Annotated in this window: 15 protein-coding genes and 1 tRNA gene; 8 read left to right on the forward strand and 8 right to left on the reverse strand. The window is 64.7% G+C overall.

From position 1 onward, the window contains the following. The first annotated feature begins 13 nt into the window (after positions 1 to 13). Both ING15_RS06780 and ING15_RS06785 read left to right on the forward strand, forming a co-directional pair. On the forward strand, positions 14 to 736 hold the full coding sequence (locus ING15_RS06780; protein WP_206454028.1) for an ATP12 family chaperone protein: 723 nt from the start codon (positions 14 to 16) through the stop codon (positions 734 to 736). A gap of 153 nt (positions 737 to 889) precedes the next feature. Beyond that, on the forward strand, positions 890 to 2,422 hold the full coding sequence (locus ING15_RS06785; protein ID WP_206454029.1) for an acyl-CoA carboxylase subunit beta: 1,533 nt from the start codon (positions 890 to 892) through the stop codon (positions 2,420 to 2,422). A 7-nt stretch (positions 2,423 to 2,429) separates the two neighbouring features. On the opposite strand, the gene ING15_RS06790 is transcribed toward ING15_RS06785, so the two are convergent. The 3 genes from ING15_RS06790 to ING15_RS06800 form a co-directional block, all read right to left on the reverse strand. Further along, positions 2,430 to 5,498, reverse strand: coding sequence for an N-6 DNA methylase (locus ING15_RS06790; RefSeq protein ID WP_206454030.1), 3,069 nt, complete (start codon positions 5,496 to 5,498; stop codon positions 2,430 to 2,432). 79 nt (positions 5,499 to 5,577) lie between these two features. Beyond that, the gene (locus ING15_RS06795; protein WP_206454031.1) at positions 5,578 to 6,360 is read right to left on the reverse strand and encodes a molybdopterin-binding protein; all 783 of its coding nucleotides are present in this window, start codon (positions 6,358 to 6,360) and stop codon (positions 5,578 to 5,580) included. After that, positions 6,360 to 7,145 carry a cytochrome b/b6 domain-containing protein gene (locus ING15_RS06800; RefSeq protein ID WP_232845609.1) on the reverse strand — a complete coding sequence of 262 codons (786 nt, stop codon included), beginning with the start codon at positions 7,143 to 7,145 and terminating at the stop codon, positions 6,360 to 6,362. Before ING15_RS06800 ends, ING15_RS06795 begins: the two co-directional genes overlap by 1 nt. A gap of 240 nt (positions 7,146 to 7,385) precedes the next feature. Between ING15_RS06800 and ING15_RS06805 the strand changes: the two genes are divergently transcribed. Continuing rightward, positions 7,386 to 8,444: a type III polyketide synthase gene (locus tag ING15_RS06805; protein WP_232845610.1), complete on the forward strand. Its 1,059-nt coding sequence runs from the start codon at positions 7,386 to 7,388 to the stop codon at positions 8,442 to 8,444. After that, positions 8,437 to 8,982: an isoprenylcysteine carboxyl methyltransferase family protein gene (locus tag ING15_RS06810; protein ID WP_206454032.1), complete on the forward strand. Its 546-nt coding sequence runs from the start codon at positions 8,437 to 8,439 to the stop codon at positions 8,980 to 8,982. The genes ING15_RS06805 and ING15_RS06810 overlap by 8 nt, the downstream gene beginning before the upstream one ends. 6 nt (positions 8,983 to 8,988) lie before the next feature. On the opposite strand, the gene ING15_RS06815 is transcribed toward ING15_RS06810, so the two are convergent. Beyond that, the gene (locus tag ING15_RS06815) at positions 8,989 to 9,441 is read right to left on the reverse strand and encodes a YaiI/YqxD family protein (RefSeq protein ID WP_206454033.1); all 453 of its coding nucleotides are present in this window, start codon (positions 9,439 to 9,441) and stop codon (positions 8,989 to 8,991) included. A gap of 79 nt (positions 9,442 to 9,520) precedes the next feature. Between ING15_RS06815 and ING15_RS06820 the strand changes: the two genes are divergently transcribed. Further along, entirely contained in the window at positions 9,521 to 10,474 is a 954-nt protein-coding gene (locus ING15_RS06820; protein ID WP_206454034.1) for a DMT family transporter, read from the forward strand. Positions 10,475 to 10,493: 19 nt separating this feature from the next. Here ING15_RS06820 and ING15_RS06825 read toward each other — a convergent pair whose 3' ends face one another. Continuing rightward, positions 10,494 to 10,850, reverse strand: a complete 357-nt coding sequence (locus ING15_RS06825) for a helix-turn-helix domain-containing protein (protein WP_232845611.1) — start codon at positions 10,848 to 10,850, stop codon at positions 10,494 to 10,496. A gap of 189 nt (positions 10,851 to 11,039) precedes the next feature. Between ING15_RS06825 and ING15_RS06830 the strand changes: the two genes are divergently transcribed. After that, complete coding sequence (locus tag ING15_RS06830) at positions 11,040 to 13,055, forward strand: acetyl-CoA carboxylase biotin carboxylase subunit (protein ID WP_206454035.1); 2,016 nt, start codon at positions 11,040 to 11,042, stop codon at positions 13,053 to 13,055. Then, positions 13,052 to 13,330: an acylphosphatase gene (locus ING15_RS06835; protein WP_206454036.1), complete on the forward strand. Its 279-nt coding sequence runs from the start codon at positions 13,052 to 13,054 to the stop codon at positions 13,328 to 13,330. Before ING15_RS06830 ends, ING15_RS06835 begins: the two co-directional genes overlap by 4 nt. On the opposite strand, the gene lipB is transcribed toward ING15_RS06835, so the two are convergent. Beyond that, complete coding sequence (gene lipB / locus ING15_RS06840) at positions 13,327 to 14,079, reverse strand: lipoyl(octanoyl) transferase LipB (RefSeq protein WP_206454037.1); 753 nt, start codon at positions 14,077 to 14,079, stop codon at positions 13,327 to 13,329. The two genes, ING15_RS06835 and lipB, sit on opposite strands and share 4 nt — an antisense overlap. Positions 14,080 to 14,237: 158 nt before the next feature. Here lipB and ING15_RS06845 point away from each other — a divergent pair. Beyond that, positions 14,238 to 14,322, forward strand: a tRNA-Leu gene (locus ING15_RS06845). A 236-nt stretch (positions 14,323 to 14,558) separates the two neighbouring features. Here ING15_RS06845 and ING15_RS06850 read toward each other — a convergent pair. After that, positions 14,559 to 17,066 (reverse strand): glycoside hydrolase family 65 protein, encoded by a 2,508-nt coding sequence (locus tag ING15_RS06850; RefSeq protein ID WP_206454038.1) that lies wholly within the window; start codon positions 17,064 to 17,066, stop codon positions 14,559 to 14,561. Further along, positions 17,056 to 17,868, reverse strand: coding sequence for a beta-phosphoglucomutase family hydrolase (locus tag ING15_RS06855; RefSeq protein ID WP_206454039.1), 813 nt, complete (start codon positions 17,866 to 17,868; stop codon positions 17,056 to 17,058). Before ING15_RS06855 ends, ING15_RS06850 begins: the two co-directional genes overlap by 11 nt. Between the last annotated feature and the right edge of the window lie 173 nt (positions 17,869 to 18,041).

Genomic DNA, 18,041 nt, shown 5'->3' on the forward strand with positions numbered 1-18,041 from the left:
CAGGAGACACCCGATGACCGCCGGAACGAATCGATCCGAACTGCCCAAACGATTCTACCAGACCGTCACGCTGGCCGAGGCCGCCGGTGGATTCTCCATTCTTTTGGACGGCCGGCCGGTGAAGACGCCGGGACGGCGTCCGCTGGCCGTGCCGCTGCGCGACGCCGCCGAGACACTCGCTGCCGAATGGGAGGCCCAGCGCGAGCGGATCGATCCGGCGAGGATGCCGATGACGCGGCTGGTCAACACGGTCATCGAGGCGATCGCCGACGATCCGGTTCCGGTGCGCGACGATATCGGCCGCTATGTGGAGACCGATCTCCTGTTCTACCGGGCCGGCTCGCCGGAACGGCTCGCACAGCGCCAGCGCGAGCGCTGGGACCCGATTCTCGATTGGGCGAAGGACAGCTTCGGCGGACGCTTCGTGCTCGCCGAGGGCGTCATGCATGTCGCCCAGCCGCCGGCCTCGCTGGAGGGGTTTCGTTCGCGGTTGGCCAAGATCAACGATCCATTCCGCATCGCCGCGATGCATCAGGCGACGACGCTCACCGGCTCGGCGCTGCTTGCGCTCGCCGTCGCCGAAGGGCGGCTTTCGGCCGAGGAAGCCTGGTCGCTGGGGCATCTCGACGAGGACTGGAACATCGAACAATGGGGCGCCGACGAAGAGGCCGCGGCCCGGCGCGGCCAGCGCTGGGAGGAGATGCGCGTGGCGGCGGTTTTCCTGGGGCGCCCATAGCGCAAAAGGGCGTGTCGCTCGCGCAAAGCCTGGCCTATTCGACCTACCGCCGATTGCCGATGCCGTTCGATGCATTTATCCCGGTATGACGATGCCATGAAGCAGGCGCGTCGGCCGATACGCAGGCCGAGCGCGCAGGGGGGGGACGAAACGATGCACGAGATGCTGGCCGAACTGGAAGTCCGGCGCGAACGGGCGAGGCAAGGCGGCGGCCAACGGCGCATCGATGCCCAGCACGAAAAGGGCAAGCTGACCGCCCGCGAGCGTCTCACGGTGTTTCTCGACGAGGGTTCGTTCGAGGAATTCGACATGTTCGTCCAGCACCGGGCGACGGATTTCGGCATGGCCGAGCAGACGATCCCCGGCGACGGCGTCGTCACCGGCTGGGGCACCGTCAACGGCCGCACCGTCTTCGTCTTCGCCAAGGATTTTACCGTCTTCGGCGGCTCACTGTCGGAGGCGCACGCGGAAAAGGTCCAGAAGGTCCAGGATCTGGCGCTGCGCAACCGCGCGCCGATCATCGGCTTCTACGATGCCGGCGGCGCGCGCATCCAGGAAGGCGTCGCCGCGCTCGGTGGCTATGCCGAGATATTCCAGCGCAACGTCATGGCCTCGGGCGTCATCCCGCAGATTTCCGTCATCATGGGGCCCTGCGCCGGCGGCGACGTCTATTCGCCGGCGATGACCGACTTCATCTTCATGGTGCGCGACACGTCCTACATGTTCGTCACCGGGCCGGACGTGGTGAAAACCGTGACCAACGAAACCGTGACCGCCGAGGAACTCGGCGGCGCCTCGGTCCACACCGTCAAATCCTCGATCGCCGACGGCGCCTATGACAACGATGTCGACGCCCTGTTGCAGATGCGCCGGCTGATCGACTTCCTGCCGGCGTCGAACACCTCGCCGGTGCCCGAACTCGATTATACGCAGTCGGTGTTGGAGGAGGATAGCTCGCTCGACACGTTGATCCCGGACAACGCCAACAAGCCCTACGAGATGAAGGAGCTGATCAGGAAGACGGTCGACGAGGGCGATTTCTTCGAGATCCAGGAGGCCTTTGCACGCAACATCGTCACCGGCTTCGGGCGGATCGAGGGCCGCACGGTCGGCATCGTCGCCAACCAGCCGATGGTGCTGGCCGGCGTTCTCGACGCGGACGCCAGCCGCAAGGCCGCGCGCTTCGTGCGCTTTTGCGACTGCTTTTCGATCCCGGTCGTCACTTTCGTCGACGTGCCGGGCTTCCTGCCGGGCACCGCGCAGGAATATGGTGGCCTGATCAAGCACGGCGCCAAGCTTCTGTTCGCCTATGCCGAGGCGACGGTGCCGAAGGTCACGGTCATCACCCGCAAGGCGTTCGGCGGCGCCTATGACGTGATGGCGTCGAAGCACCTTCGCGGCGACATCAACTATGCCTGGCCGACGGCGCAGATCGCGGTGATGGGGGCCAAGGGCGCGGCCGAGATCATCCATCGCAAGGATGCGGCCGATCCGGACAAGATCGCCGCCCATGCCGCCGCCTATGAGAAGCGGTTCCTGTCGCCCTTCGTCGCGGCCGAGCGCGGCTATGTCGACGAGGTGATCATGCCGCACTCGACCCGCCGCCGGGTCTCCCGTGCGCTGGCCATGCTGCGCAACAAGGACCTCGACAACCCCTGGAAGAAGCACGACAACATTCCGTTGTGAGGAGGGCTCAGCTCCCTTCGATCAGGCGCTTGACCAGCGCGTCGATGCGCTGGGCGATACCGGCGTCCGCGAGCGCGTCGCGCACGACGCGGCGGGCGCGCTGGAAGCCCATGCCCTCCGGAATGTCGGTCGTGGAGGCGAGCGTCTCGGCCTCTTGCGCCGCCGCCGCGAGATCCGCGTGCAGCGCGCTGGCCGCGTCGTAGCGGGGGATGGGCAGGTGGAACATCACCTTGTCGAAATCGCGGGCACCGAACAGTCCGCGTGCCTGAAGATGCTCAATCAGGGAGCGCGCGGCTTCGGCGTTGAAGATCGCCGTGAGATAAGCCGCTTCCGCCTCTGTTCGGATCGCTGACCAGTAAAGTTTGTGGTCGATGACCGCTTGGTCGTCGCGAACAATACAGCTCGCCGGGTGGTTGCCGGCCTTGGCGTAGACCACGCGGAGCGGGGCAATGGGAAACTGTGCCGACAGCTCGCCATGATAGTTCCAGCGGCCATTTAGAGTCAGCTTGTTGGCCTCGGTCGCGTTCTCCGTCCACATCCGCTCCGCCTCGCGCATCCAATTGGCGATGTGCTGGTAGCCCCGGTTCGAGGCGGCGGTCGAGGACAGCACCTCGCCGCGCTCCGTCACCGGCACGACACCCTCGAAGGGCCGCCAGACGCGATAGGGCAGGATGCTTTCGCCGAGAAGAACGGGGCGCAGGAACTCGGCCTCGACCCGCCCTTCCAGCGACGGGAGGGTCTTCCAAGGCTGCTTTTCCTGTGTCGTCCGCCGGCTTGCGACGAAGGGGGCGCTGGGATCGGAGCCGAGCGCGCCGAGACGCTTATGCTCGACAAAGCAGAGGAAGCGGGGCACAAGCGTCGCACCCTGGCGGAACTGCTTCCGATAGGGCGAGCCGCCCTCGAAACTTGCCTCGGCAGGATCGCCCGGCGCGTCGTCCACATGCAATTTCGTGTCCGCGATGTCCTCCGGCGCGTCGCGATAGGGCAGGAAGCCGCGATAGGCGCGCCGCTTGATCGCGGCCTCGTTCTGCTGGCCGATGCGGCGCTTGGTGACGAACATCGCGCAGCTCGGCACTGGAAACAGCGGCTGCACCCCGTCGTCCATCGTCCAGGTCTCGTCGATGCGGAAGCGCACGCTGGCGAAAACGCCGCTACGCAGCCGCTCGAACTGGCCGCGGGTCAGCGCCGCCAGCGGCAGGACAAAGGCGAGCCGTCCGCCCGAGCGCAGATACAGCGCCGCCGCGCGCACGGTGAACAACGCGGCGAGGTCGTTCTGGGTGGTCAGTTTGCCGCCGACATAGACCCGTTCGTCCTTCGCCAATTCCTTGAACCGGGGCTGCAAATCGGCGCTCATGTGACGAAACGCGACCCATGGCGGATTGCCGACGATGACGTTGGCCCAGCCACCTTCCGACGACAGGAACAGCGGCCGCGAGAGGTTGCGCGCGACATAAGCCCAGACCGTGTCGCGGCCTTCCTTGCGCAGCCGGTCGAACAGGACGTAGGTCCTGCCGAGGTCGCCGATGGCGGCGAGCCGTTCGGGGCTCAACGGGTCTTCACGCTTCTCGAGCGTCGGGATCGCGTTGTAGTGCTCGACGGTGATGCGCCGCAACGCCGCCTCGATCTGCTGGCGCGACAAGCCCTCCTCGGAGCCGGTGCGCATGCGCTCGATCGCCTTGTCGAAGAGGTCCGGGTCGCGACAGAAGGCTTCCGGGAAGTCGAGGAATTCGGCGCCGTTGCCGACGGGCGCGCCGCTCTGCCCGTCGCCGGCCGGCGGGGGCGGGACGCGAATCTTCAGCTCCTTGCCGGTCAGTACCTGGCTGATCGAGAGCTGCATGGCGTCACCGAGATAGACGGGGATCGTCAGCCCGCCCTTTCTGAGGCCGAGGACCGGAGCCAGCGCCAGCAGATAGGTGACGCGGGCAATGATGACGGCGACCGGGTGGATGTCCATGCCGGCGACGAGCCGGGTCGCCTCGACCGCGCGCCGCTCCATCGGCAGCTCGATCTCCTCGGCCTCGGCGAGGAAGGTTCTCAGCGCGTGGAAGAGGAACGTGCCCGAGCCGCAGGCCGGATCGAGAACCCGTTGTTCCGCCGGCCGCTCCACAGCGTTCCTGACGACCTTCGCCGCCAGCCAGTCGGGTGTGTAGTATTCGCCGAGGCCATGCCGTTCGTCCCGGTCGATCAGCGACTCGTAGATGATCTTCAGAACGTCGCTCTGAACCTCGCGCAGCCGAAAGCGCCGGACATGAGCCATGATCCGCCGAACGAGGCGCTCGCCCTCCGGTGCCGCGATCACCCAGTCGAAAAAATCGCTTTCGACGGCGCCGGAAATTCCGGCTTGCTGAAAGGCGCGGCCGGAAAGGACGCTCGCCGGATCGTCATCCTTGAGGTCGAGGACGGCCAATGCGAGGCATTTGGCTACGACGACCAGGAATGTGTGCTGTATCCACAGCGCCTCGTTGTCGATGTCGCGGCCGTAGACCAATCGCAGCAGCGACGACCACAGCTGTTTCTTAAGCGCGACGTCGGGTCGAAGCTTCAACTGATCCCAGAGAACCGACAGCTCTTCGGAGGCTCGCCTAAAGGCTATCGACTCCTCGCCTAGCTCCATGCGGATGGTCAACGCTTCCGGCGGCAGCGATGATTTGAGCGCGACGGCCCCATCCAGCCACGCAAGAAACTGCTCGCCCTTGTCGGGATCGAGAGTGGTTTCCTTGATCTTCACCAGCGCGCCGGAGGCGAGTTCGTAGACGATCCATTTCAGTCCGTCGCTGGCGATGCCGATGTAGGATTCGCCCGTCTCTCTTTGACGGTCGGCGAGGTAGTCAGGCATGCGCCGTTCCACATCGCCCAGTTCCCGGTCGAGGTTGGATTTGGCCTCGAATACGGTCCGCCCGATCAGCGCGTCGATTCGCCCCCGCACCTCGGGGACGCGGCGCTCGAAATCCACTGAGTGGATGTCGGCTCCGAACTCCTCCGTCAGAAGGCTGCGGAAGTCGGCCTTAACCTCGTCATGCCCCGGCCGCCCGGACAGATGGACTAGGAGATCGGACGTGCGTTGTGGAAGGGGCAAATGCGACTCTCAAGGGTCATCGATCCGATCGCCTGCTTAGCTCAAAAGAGCATGGCTTCCAAACTGGTTTCCCGCCGCCTCAAATTCCGGCGAACCACTCGTAGCCATTGTCCTCCCAATAGCCGCCGCCGCCCCGGCCGAAGCCGTCGAGCGTGTCGGTGACGCGGACGGCGCGGATGTATTTCGCCATCTTGTAACCGAGCTGCCGCTCGATCCGGACGCGCAACGGCGCGCCGTTGGCGATCGGCAGGGTCTTGTCGTTCATGCCATAGGCGAGGATCGTTTGCGGATGCCGGGCGTCCATGAGGTCGATCGATTCGTAATATTCGATCGGGCGCAGGAACCCGCTGCCCATCGCGTCGAAGCATTCGAACACCACGAAGCGCGCCTGCGGCTTGACGCCGGCCTGATCGAGCACGGCGGCGAGCGGCGTGCCGGTCCATTTGGCGATGCAGCTCCAGCCCTCGACGCAGTCGTGCCGGGTGATCTGGGTGCGGGCCGGCATGGCGCGAAGCTCATCGAGCGACAAGCTCAGTGGTTTCTCGACGAGGCCGTCGACGGGCAGGCGATAGCTGGCAAACTCCGCTTCCGCGAGGGCGCGGTAGGCCGGGTTACGCGGGTTGGTCGAGCCGTTCGGCCGCATCGGCTGGCGGATTTCGGTTTCGGAAAACTCGCGGGCGAGGGTGTCGGAGCCGAGCAGGAAGCGCTGCACCCGGTAGGTGAGGGAGTTCGCGGTTTCCAGCACGTCGCGAATCTCGTTGTCGCGGACCCCAAGAAAGTCGAAGCAGCCGGCGAGCGGCGCGGTCGAGGCAATTGTCGCCCCTGTCAGAAAGCGCCGGCGGGTGAGCTCAGAGCGGGTCATCATTCGGACTCCGGATCGGTTCGGTACCAGCCGGTGATCATCGAGCGCAGCTCGTTGATGGGGCCGGCAAGGACCACCATGACGATGTGGACGACGGCGAAGAGGACCAGATACAGCATCAGGACGAAGTGGATCGTGCGCGCGGTCTGGCGGCCGCCGAAGACATCGAGCATCCACGGTGCCCATGCATTCACACCCGGCGACATCGTCAGGCCGGTGGCGATGATCAGCGGCAAAGCGATGAACAGCACGCTCGCGTAGGACAGCTTCTGCAAGGCGTTATAGCGGGCTTCGCGGGAAAAGCGCAGCCGCGCGTGGTCGGCGGCTTCGCGCGGCAAATGGCGGAGGTCGTCACCGGTCGGAAAAAGCTCCTTGATATGGCGGTTGATCAGACTGGCGAGGAGCCAGACGAGAAGCGTGATCGCCAGGCCCCAGGCGAAGAACAGATGCACGACCCGGCCGGTCGCCAGGTCCCTGTAGCCGGGGATGGTCAGCCAGGACGGAAAACTCTTTGGCTGCAGACGGTCGCCCTCCCAGACGGCGCCGAGCCACCCGGTGGTGTCGAAGGCCTGGCCGAACAGGATCGTCCGGCCCTTCATCGCGGCGCCGTCCATAGTGGCGCCGATCGACAGGATGGTGTTGTCGTAGGCGAAACCGGATTCCTGCCCGATATAGAGGTCGGGCCGGGCCATGAAGATCTGCAGGCCCGAGAGGAGCAGGAAGAACAGGCAGAGTGTCCAGGCCCAGTGGGTGATCCGGGTCCACAGTCGCTGTCGGTAGACCAATGGTCGCTCGAAGCGCGATGATATGGCCAGCTTGAAACCTCCGTCGGGTATCCGCGGCGATTGGCCTCGCTCCAGGTCTCCGCCTCGGACACCAGTCTTGAGGGTCGAAGGCTGCGTGGGTCAAGACGTTTGGGATCACGACCAGTCGCGTGCGGTGACGTTTTCGTGTCAGCGGCCAGCGCAACGAACACTGCCGCGCGCCGTTTGCGGGGAATACACTCGATCCGGATCGGATTGCTCTTGACCCATCTGTCTGAACATTCGCCGCGCATTGCTGGTCTCGCCACCGCTGTACCGTCCTATCCGCTGCCGCAGAGCGAGGTCGTCGCCCACGCCGCCGAGACCTTCGGCAGCCGGTTTCGCGATTTCGAGCGGCTGCGCCCGGTGTTCGAGAGCACCGGCATCGCCATGCGCTACTCTGTGCGTCCGTTCGACTGGTTCCACGCGCGTCAGGATTGGCGGCAACGGACCGAGGCGTATCTGGAGGGCGCCACGGCGTTGTTCATGGAGGTCGCCGAAAAGGCGATCGCCGCCGCCGGCATCCTCACGCGCAACATCGACACCGTCGTCACTGTGTCGTCGACCGGTATCGCCACGCCGTCGCTAGAAGCCCGCGCTCATGGCGCACTCGGCTTCCGGCCTGACATCCGCCGCGTGCCGGTGTTCGGGCTCGGCTGCGCCGGCGGTGTCTCCGGCCTGTCGCTCGGCGTGCGGCTCGCCCGCGCCGATCCAGGCTCCAAGGTGCTCGTCGTCGCGGTGGAGATCTGCACGCTGGCCTTTCGCTCGGACGAACTGACGAAAAGCAACATCGTCGCCACCGCCCTGTTCGGTGACGGCGCGGCCGGCGTAGTGCTGACCTGTGACGAGACGGAGGGGCCACGGATCGTCGCCACCGGCGAGCATTTGTGGCCGGACACGCTCGACATCATGGGCTGGCAGGTCGACCCGATCGGCTTCGGGGCGATCTTCTCCGCTTCGATCCCGGACCTCGTTACCAAGAAGATGCGGCCAGCGGTCGAGAATTTTCTGGCGCGGCAGAGTGAAGTGATCGATGATCTCGATGGATTCGTCTTTCATCCTGGAGGGACCAAGGTGATCCAGGCGCTCGAAACCTCGTTTGATCTGCCGCAGGGCGCGCTCAACATCGAGCGCGAGACATTGCGCGACTTCGGCAATATGTCGGCGCCAACCGCCCTGTTTGTCCTGAAGCGCAAGCTGGAAGCCGGGCTTGCCGGACGGCATCTTATCTCGGCGCTCGGCCCCGGCTTCACCGGCAGTTTCGCGCGGCTCGATGCTTGAGTCGGTCGAGATCTACCCGAATGTTTGGGCGACGGCGGCGATTCTCGCCTATGTGACTCTGCAACGGGTCATCGAGCTCAGCATCGCTCGCCGCAACACCAAACGGCTGCTGCGCGAAGGCGCCTTCGAGGTGGCGGCGCCGCAATATTCGCTGCTGGTCGCATTGCACGCGGCTTGGCTGGGGCTGATCTGGCTGACCGCCTTCGGCGAGCCGATCAACCTCGTGCTTCTGGGGCTGTTCGCTCTGGTGCAGCTCTTGCGGTTCTGGACGCTCGCCTCGATCGGCAGGCGTTGGACCACGCGCATCATCGTCAAGCCCGGCGAGACGCTCGTCACGAAGGGGCCATATCGCTTCATGGCGCATCCGAACTATGCCGTCGTGGTGCTGGAAATCTTCCTGCTGCCGGCCATTTTCGAACTCTATGCAATCGCGATCCTGTTCTCGTTGCTCAACGCCGGCGCGCTGGCGATCCGCATCCAGGCGGAACAGCGCGCGCTCAAGAAGCACACGCGTGGGCGGAAAAACCTGAAATTATGAGCCGTTTCAGTTGTTTGCCGCCGTGCGCCTCAACACCAGATCGAGCGTTTGGCGAAACCTTGAGCGGTCGGTGGTCGTGAAGGCGGCGTTGTAGCCCTTGCTCTCGCCGGTTTCGCGCAGATGCTGCTTGAAAGCCCGCATCGACAAGGCCGTGCCGATCGACTCACTGGTGAACTCGCGCCCGGTCGGGCCGAGAGCGGCGGCGCCTTTTTCAAGAGCCCGCGCGGCCAGCGGAATGTCGGCGGTGATAACGACGTCTCCCGGATTGGCGGCTTCGGCAATCCAGTCGTCGGCTGCGTCCGCGCCTTCGGACACGACAATGATCCGGGCCTCGGGATAGCGCGATGGGCGCATACCACCATTGGAGACCAGCACCGCGTCCGCGCCGTGCCGGACGGCGATCTCGATCGCCTCGTCCTTGACCGGGCAGGCATCGGCATCGATCAGGACTGTGGTCATTCAGATATCCTTCTAGGCCAAGGCATAAGACGATTCCATTTCTCGTGGCAGCCATAACGCGATTGTGCCATGGACGGACATGACCTCACTCGCTGAGACCTTCGAGAATACGCCCGCCGAGATCGTTCGCGGCATCATCATTCTCGTCGTCGGCTCGGCGATCATTCCGTTGCTCGACGCCTTCGGGAAAATTCTGGTCACCACGCATGACATTTCAGCGGGCGAGGTGGCTTTGGGCCGGCTCTTCTCGCAAGCTGCGATGATCCTGCCGTTTCTGCTGTATGTCGACGGCCCGGGTGCCCTTAGGACGCGTCGTCTCGGGCTCAATCTTCTGCGCGGGGCGTGTCTGGGCGTGGCGGGGCTCGCCTTCTTCGCGGCGCTGCGTTTCATGCCGTTGGCCGATGCCACGGCCGTGTTTCTGATCGAGCCGATGATCCTCACGCTGCTGGCTGCGTTCCTTCTGAAGGAGACTATCGGTTGGCGGCGAATCGTTGCCGTCGTCGTCGGCTTCTTCGGTGCGCTGATCATCATCCGGCCGAGCTATTCGGTGTTCGGTATCGTCTCGCTGCTCCCGGTCGCGGCGGCGTTCTTCGTCGCCCTCTACCTCATTTTGACCCGCCGCGCGTCGCGGGGATCGACCCCGCTGGCGATGCTGTTTTACGCCGGTGCCGGAGGGGTGCTGGTTTTGTTGATCGCCATGATCATAGGCCATCCGCTGGGAATCGCCGATCTGACGTTCCGCTGGCCGGATCGCGGGTCAACCTGGATGCTCCTGATCGGCGCCGGTCTGATCGGCACGGCCGGCCATCTCATGTTCATCCAGGCGTACAAGCTTGCGCCGGCCTCGGTGCTCGCACCCTTCGGCTACGTGGAGATCGTCTCGGCCGTGTTTCTCGGATATCTGATTTTCGCGGACATGCCCGACGGCCCGAAATGGCTCGGCATGGCGATCATCGTCGGGTCCGGGCTGTTTATCTATTTTCGCGAGCAGCGCATCGCGCGTCATCCGCAGAAGCCGCCGATCGTGCGCTGACGCGAATCCGGCGAATGGATCAGCTGGATTTCGCGGCCAGCGCTTCGAGCCTGGTGATTTCACCGTCGAGCACATCGCGGCGCGAGCGCAAGAGGTCGAGCTTGGCGGCGCGGCCGGTGTCGTCGAGATCCACGTCCTCCGCACCCTCGCCATAGCCGCCGATCAGCCAGGCTGGGCTGACGCCGAGAATGCCGGCGAGCATGATCAGCTTGTTCGCCCGCGGTTCGGCGCGGTCGCGCTCCCAGCCGCGCATCGTCTCCGGCTTGACACCGAGCTTGGTCGCTAATTCTGCAATGTCGATCCCGAGCGCCTCGCGGCTGCGGCCAATCCGTCCGCCGATCGTGTCATCGTCCTGCTGTGTCATCGGTTTGGTCAAATTTGTCTCCTCTTAACGCCGGCCGAAATCCGGATTCTCGCCTAGCGCGGCCGTGACGGACCGCGGCAAGTGCGATCGGATCGCGACATTCGTTTCTTAGACGAGTGTCGGCTTGCAGGATTTCCGCCCAAAGGTCAAAACGGACCGGTCGAGAAGACACCGCCGCCCTGTTTCGGAGTACCTGCCGCCATGTTCAAGAAGATCCTGATCGCCAATCGCGGGGAAATCGCCTGCCGGGTCATCAAGTCGGCGAAGGCCATGGGCATCAAGACGGTCGCGGTCTATTCGGACGCCGACCGCGACGCGGTGCATGTGGCGATGGCCGATGAGGCGGTGCATCTGGGGCCGCCGCCCGCGGCGGAAAGCTATCTCCTCGGCGATAAAATTCTAAAGGCCTGTCAGGCGACGGGCGCCGAGGCGGTGCATCCGGGCTATGGCTTCTTGTCCGAACGCGCCGCCTTCTGCGAATTGCTGGAAGACAACGGCATCGTCTTCATCGGCCCGAAGCCGAAGGCGATCCGCGCCATGGGCGACAAGATCGAATCGAAGCTGTTCGCCCAGAAGGCGGGCGTCAACATCGTCCCAGGCCATCTGGGCATCATCGAGGACGCCGACGAAGCGACAAGGATCGCCGCCGAGATCGGCTATCCGGTGATGATCAAGGCCTCGGCCGGCGGCGGCGGCAAGGGCATGCGCATCGCCTTCGACGAGAAGGAATGCCGCGATGGCTTCGATCGCGCCCGCTCAGAGGCGCGCTCCTCCTTCGGCGACGATCGGGTGTTCATCGAAAAATTCGTCGTCGAACCCCGGCATATCGAGATCCAGGTGCTGGCCGACGCCCACGGCAACGCAGTTCATCTCGGCGAGCGGGAATGCTCCATCCAGCGGCGTAACCAGAAGGTCGTCGAGGAGGCGCCGTCGTCATTCCTCGATGCGAAAACCCGCGCGGCGATGGGCGAGCAGGCCGTGGCGCTGGCCCAGGCCGTCGACTACCAGAGCGCCGGCACCGTCGAATTCATCGTCGACAAGGATCGGAACTTCTACTTCCTGGAGATGAATACGCGGCTGCAGGTCGAGCATCCGGTGACCGAACTCGTCACCGGCGTCGACCTCGTCGAGGAAATGATCCGGGTGGCGGCGGGGGAGCCACTCAGGCTTCGGCAGGACGCCATCAAGCTCGAGGGCTGGGCGGTCGAGTGCCGCATCTACGCCGAGGACCCGTTTCGGGGCTTCCTGCCGTCGATCGGCCGGCTCACGCGCTATCGCCCGCCCGCCGAAGGCCCGTTCGGCGAGGCCGCCGTGCGCAACGACACCGGCGTAACGGAAGGCTCCGAGATTTCGATGTTCTACGACCCGATGATCGCCAAGCTCTGCACCCACGCTGACACGCGCGAGGCCGCGATCGACGCGATGTCCGACGCGCTCGGCCGGTTCGAGATCGAGGGAATCGAGCACAACATCCCGTTCCTCGCCGCCCTGATGGCCCACCCGCGCTGGCGCGAGGGGCGAATCTCGACCGCCTTTATCGACCAGGAATACCCGGACGGCTTCGAGCGGCCGGCGGCGTCGGACGAAACAAGGCGCATGGCGGCGCTGATCGCCGCGACGGTCGAGATGGCCCGCAAGTTGCGGCTCGATCATCATATCGACCGACTGCGCGAGCATTCAGGCGCACTGCCGCCCGCCTGGGTGGTGAAGGTCGATGGGGATTATCTGGCGGTCGACGTGGTGCGGACGATGGCCGGGGAGGGCGGCGACGTCCTCTATCGAATGACCGCCGATGGCCAAACCTTTACTGTCTCGACAGATCATCGTCCCGGCATCTCCCCCTGGTCGGGTTCGATCGATGGGGAAAAGCGGACCGCGCAAATTCGTTCGCGGCCGAACGGGATAACCCTGTTTCTCGACGGACTGTGGCTCGAGGCCAAGGTGATGTCGCCGACGATCGCCGAACTCGAGAAGCTGATGCCGGTGAAGCTGCCGCCGGACACCTCGAAGATGCTGCTGTGTCCGATGCCGGGCCTCGTCGTGTCGATCGCGGTGGAGGAGGGGCAGGAGGTGAAGGCCGGCGAGACCCTGGCGATCGTCGAGGCGATGAAGATGGAAAACATCCTGCGAGCCGAGCGCGATCTGACCGTGGCGAGCCTCAAGGCGGCGGCAGGCGATAGTCTGGCGGTCGACGCGGTGATCATGGAGTTCCAATGATTACCGCGATCCATTGTCTGGTGCGGGGGCAGGTGCAGGGCGTCGGCTACCGCGCATGGTGCCAGGGTGAAGCCGTGACGCGGGGGCTGTCCGGCTGGGTGCGCAACCGCCGGTCCGGCGAAGTTGAGGCGGTCCTGGCGGGACCGTCCGACGTGGTCGACGACATGCTGGCGGCGCTGTGGACCGGGCCGGCCGGCGCTTCGGTGTCGGCGATCGACGGAACGCCGACCGAGGAACACCCGCGTGGCGATTTCGACGTCAAGCCGACGGTTTAACGGATCGCATCCGCTGTCGGGCCGAACACGGTCTCGAACTGTCGGCGTAGCAGGCTGTCGACCTCTTGCATGGGCACCAGGGTGCCGAGATCGGCAAGGCTCGTCACGCCGTAGCCGCGAACGCCGCAGGGCACAATGCCGGAGAAATGCTCCAGATCCGGGTCGACGTTGAGCGAGATGCCGTGGAAGGTCACCCAGCGGCGGACGCGGATGCCGATCGCCGCGATCTTGTCTTCGGCGATGCTGCCGTCGGTCATGATCTGGCGCTCCGGCCGTCGCACCCAGACCCCGACGCGATCTTCACGCCTTTCGCCCTTGATCTGGAATTCGCCGAGCGTCGCGATGATCCAGGCCTCCAGCGCTGCCACGAAGGCGCGCACATCCTCGCGCCGACGTTTTAGGTCCAGCAGCACATAGGCCACCCGCTGGCCAGGGCCGTGATAGGTGTATTCGCCGCCGCGGCCCGCAGCGAACACGGGGAATCGCGTCGAATCGACGAGGTCTTCGGCTCGGGCGCCGGTGCCGGCCGTATAGAGCGGTGGATGCTCCAGGAGGATCACCGTTTCAGGAGCCGTGCCAGACGCGATCTCCGCAACCCGGGCTTCCATCATCGCCAGCGCCTCGGGGTAGGGGGTCGGGCCGTCGATGATGTGCCACGCCACCGGCGCCGAACCGGGGCGCGCCAGGAAGCGCTCGGCCACAGTCGAAAGCCGGGAGCCGCTCGTCGCTGTCTCGATCGTCGCTGTCATGGCGGGTATCTAGCCGGTCCGAACGCCGTCGAAAAGCGATGACCGCGCGCGCTTGAGGAGAATGCCGACCGGGATCGTCCGAATAGCCCTTGTGCGACAGGGTAAGTCTTGTTACATGCCCGCCACCGACGGCCTCGCGCCCTTGGTATACACGGCGTGCGGTCGTGGCGGAATTGGTAGACGCGCAGCGTTGAGGTCGCTGTGGGGCAACCCGTGGAAGTTCGAGTCTTCTCGACCGCACCAGCCTTCCTCATTGAATGGCCATATCGGGATCTTTCGTTGGCGTGAGCCGACGATGACCTGGGCGTTACCAGCGCTCGGTCATCCGCAGAGATTTTGAGACCCGTGTTCCTTTCCATCGCGAAGCGAATCGGGAAGGGGGTTCTCAATCTTGGCGCCAGTTCCATAGGACGCCGGTACCCTCCCATACGCAGGAGCCGGAACCCAATCCGCCGGCGGCGAGACAGCGAGCTTTCCCATCAAGCCACTTTTCCAGCCTTCTCCGGCGCGGCCGCGCCGTTCGCGGGTCGATCGTCTGCCGGGCTCCCATCCGGCGATTGCGAGACCGGCCGCCAGCCGCCATGCGCGACCTCGCAGTTGAATTCGAGGACGGTACCTGCTGCGAAGGGATACACTTGGTTGCGGACGCCGATTTTTCCCGGGCCTTTCCATCCGTGCGGCGCAGACACGCTCAATCTTTCGCAGCCTACATCGAGATAGAGCCAGTCGCCGTGATAGAGCAGCTTCAGGCGCAAGCGTTGCAGCTCCGTTGGCAGGCACGGGCTGATCCACAGCGTGTCGTCGCGAAACTCCAGCGCCGTCTGGCCGCGCTCGACGAGGTCGACGGTGCCGGCCATCGCACCGAGATGGATACCCTCGGCAGTCGTGCCGCCCTGGATGTCGGAAATATCGCTTTCGAGGGCCGTCACGAAGAGATTCCACGATCGGCTCCGGTCGCCACGGGCAAGAACCCAGGATTGAACGACCCGGCTCAGCGTCGAGCCGTCCGATGTGCGCCGGAGGTAGTAGTCGATGTTCTTCTGGATCGCGTCCGGCCCGAACGCATAGCCGAGCGGGACCATCAACGCGCGAAGTTCATCATAGGAGAATACGTAGAAAAGCATCAGGACGTCCGGCTGCTTCGAGGCCTTGTAGCGGTTGACCGTATCTCCCTCCGCTTCCAGGATTCGATCGAGCCGGTGGATGTCGGAATATTTCTCGCGATAGGCCTCCCAGTCGAGTTCCTCCAGTCGCTCGTAACCTTCGAACTGAGCGATAATCCCGTCTTCCAGGAACACCAGCCGCATCTTGCGGGCAATGTCGTCCCAGCGGTTGGTTTCATCGGTCGTGAGCCCGAGCAGGTTTTCGAGTTCGCGACGGCGTTCGATCCCGACGTGATCCAGGACCTCCGCGGCGCGGCGCAGAACCCAGACCGCCATCACATTGGTGTAGGCATTGTTGTCGAGTCCGGGCGTGTCTCGCCACGGATAGCGGTCGTGGAACTCGTCCGGCCCCATCACGCCGCCGATCTGGTAGCGGCCGGAGGCTTCGTCGTAGGTCGTGGTGCTTGCCCAGAAGCGGGCGATTTCGATCAGCATCTCGGCGCCGTGCCAGGACAGGAACGCAAGATCCCCTGTCGTCTGCCAGTAGCGCCAGACGTTGCAGGCGACCGCTGCGCTCACGTGTCGCTGCAGATAGGTATTGTCGGGCGTCCAGCGCCCGGAACGCGGGTTGAGATGGAGGGTCTGGCTTTCCTCGCGTCCGCTCGATCCGCTCTGCCAGGGATACATGGCGCCGTTGTAACCCGCCTCCCGCGCAAGCCGGCGAGCTTCGGGCAGTCGCCGATAGCGATAGAGCAAGAGCGCCCGACTAATTTCCGGCAGGTGAAAATTCAGATACGGCAGGATGAACAGTTCGTCCCAGAAAATATGTCCCCGATAGGCTTCGCCGTGCAAGCCGCGCGCCGGCACGCCGGCATCGAGATCGATCGTCTTGGGTGAGACCGTCTGCAGAAGATGAAAGATGTGCAGCCGCAGGATCATCTGCGTGCGCGAGCCCTGCTCGATGGCGATGTCGCAGCGGTTCCACAGCGCACGCCATGCGTGCCTGTGAGAGTCCAGAAGCAGGTCGAAGCGCTCTGCTTGTTCAAGCGCCTCGATCGCAGCCTGACGCGGCTCGGAAATCGCCCGATCCCGCGAGGTGAAGACTGCTACTGTCTTCTCGATCGTGACGGATCTTCCTTCCGCGACCGCGAATCGCAGTTCCTGTCCGACATAGCCCTCTTCCTCGTGGTTCTCGCACGCGACGGTCAGCGGAACGTCGCCCTCGAAAATCTGTGTGCGCGCCGCTTCCGCGATCCGCAGGCGTGACTGGCTCGTCTCGGCGGTGAGCAGGATGCCGTCATCGTTCAGGACTTGTGTCTCAAGCGGCACGAGGTGCTTGCTGGCGAGCTGGCCGTAGCGCTCGACGCCGCCGTTGATGACACGCCCATCCAGGGCGGTTCGCACGACAAGCTGGCCCGACCAGTTCTCCGGGCGCAACGTGACCGCGATCGCGGCCAGATGCGGTCGTCCCATGTGGACCAGCCTGCGGCTGCGGAGGGACGTCTCGCGGCCATGGTCGTCGCGGATTCGCAACTGCCGTTCAAGTACGCCGCCGCCCAGATCGAGCTCTTGCCGATAGGCGAGGATCTCGACGCGCCGCAAATTGATCCAGTCGCCGTCCTCGGGGCGAAAACGCAGGGGCAGCCAGTTCGGCAGATTGACGAGATCTTCGTTCTCGACCGTGCGGCCGGCGATGTCGGTTGTGAGGCGGTTGTAGCCGCCGGCAAGATAGGTGCCGGGATAGTGGACGTCGTCGGCTGCGCTCTCTTCCGCCGCACCGCGGGTCGCAAAATAGCCGTTGCCAAGCGTACAGAGCGCCTCACGGAGGCCTTCCTGCGCCGGCTCGAAGCCTTCGTAGGCGTGCGTCCAGCGGCTATCGGCCATCCCGTCGCTCCATAGTTGCGGGCCCCGCCGCTGGCGTGGGGGTCAGCAGATGCAAGGCGGCGAGGTCGGCTACGACCAGGTCGGCACCGGCCTCACGCAAGGCCGCCGCCTGGTCCGCCCGATCGACCCCGACAACCAGGCCGAAGCCGCCGGCGCGTCCGGCCTGGACGCCGCTGATCGCATCCTCAAACACCGCAGCCCGTTCGCGTCGAGCGCCCAGCGCTTCGGTCGCGGCGAGGAAGATGTCGGGCTGCGGCTTGCCTTTCAATTCGAGGCGCGCCGAGTCGCTGCCGTCGACGCAGACGTCGAAAAGTGTGGTGAGATCGGCGGAATCCAGGATGGCGCGGGCATTGCGGCTCGACGAGACGAGTGCTGTTCTGACGCCGTAACCACGCAATGTCCGGATCAGCGCCACAGTGCTGTCGAACACCTCGACACCGTCCTTTTCGAGGCTCTCCTGCAGAAATTGGTTCTTTCGGTTGCCCAGTCCGGAGATGGTTTCCCGATCGGGTGGATCTGTGGGCGTGCCGAGGGCAAGCGTGATACCGCGCGACTGCAGAAAGCTCCTCACTCCATCATAGCGCGGCTTGCCGTCGACATAACGCCGGTAATCGTCATCGAGAAATGGGCGGAACGGTTCTCCCGCTCGCTCGGCCCGCTGCTTCAGATATTCGTCGAACAGGCGTTTCCAAGCCGCCGCGTGGACGCGAGCCGTCCGCGTCACGACGCCGTCGAGATCGAAGATCGCCGCGTCGAAGTCCTCGACCCGCAGGCTCGCATCGTCATATCCCGCATTGCTCATCGTGTCAGCCTCATCGACCTATCCGGCCTGATCGCGTCGCCAAATTCGTCCGGCCGGATGGCGGATACGCGCGATTTCGATTTCGCCAGCCTCCATTCGTTCCAATCGGGCGCGATATCGCCCGATCGACCTGCGTGTGCCTTGATTTGTGTCAAACACCGCCGGACGGAGGT

It is taken from the genome of Aurantimonas marina (genome assembly GCF_017183135.1).
Classification (GTDB): domain Bacteria; phylum Pseudomonadota; class Alphaproteobacteria; order Rhizobiales; family Rhizobiaceae; genus Aurantimonas; species Aurantimonas marina.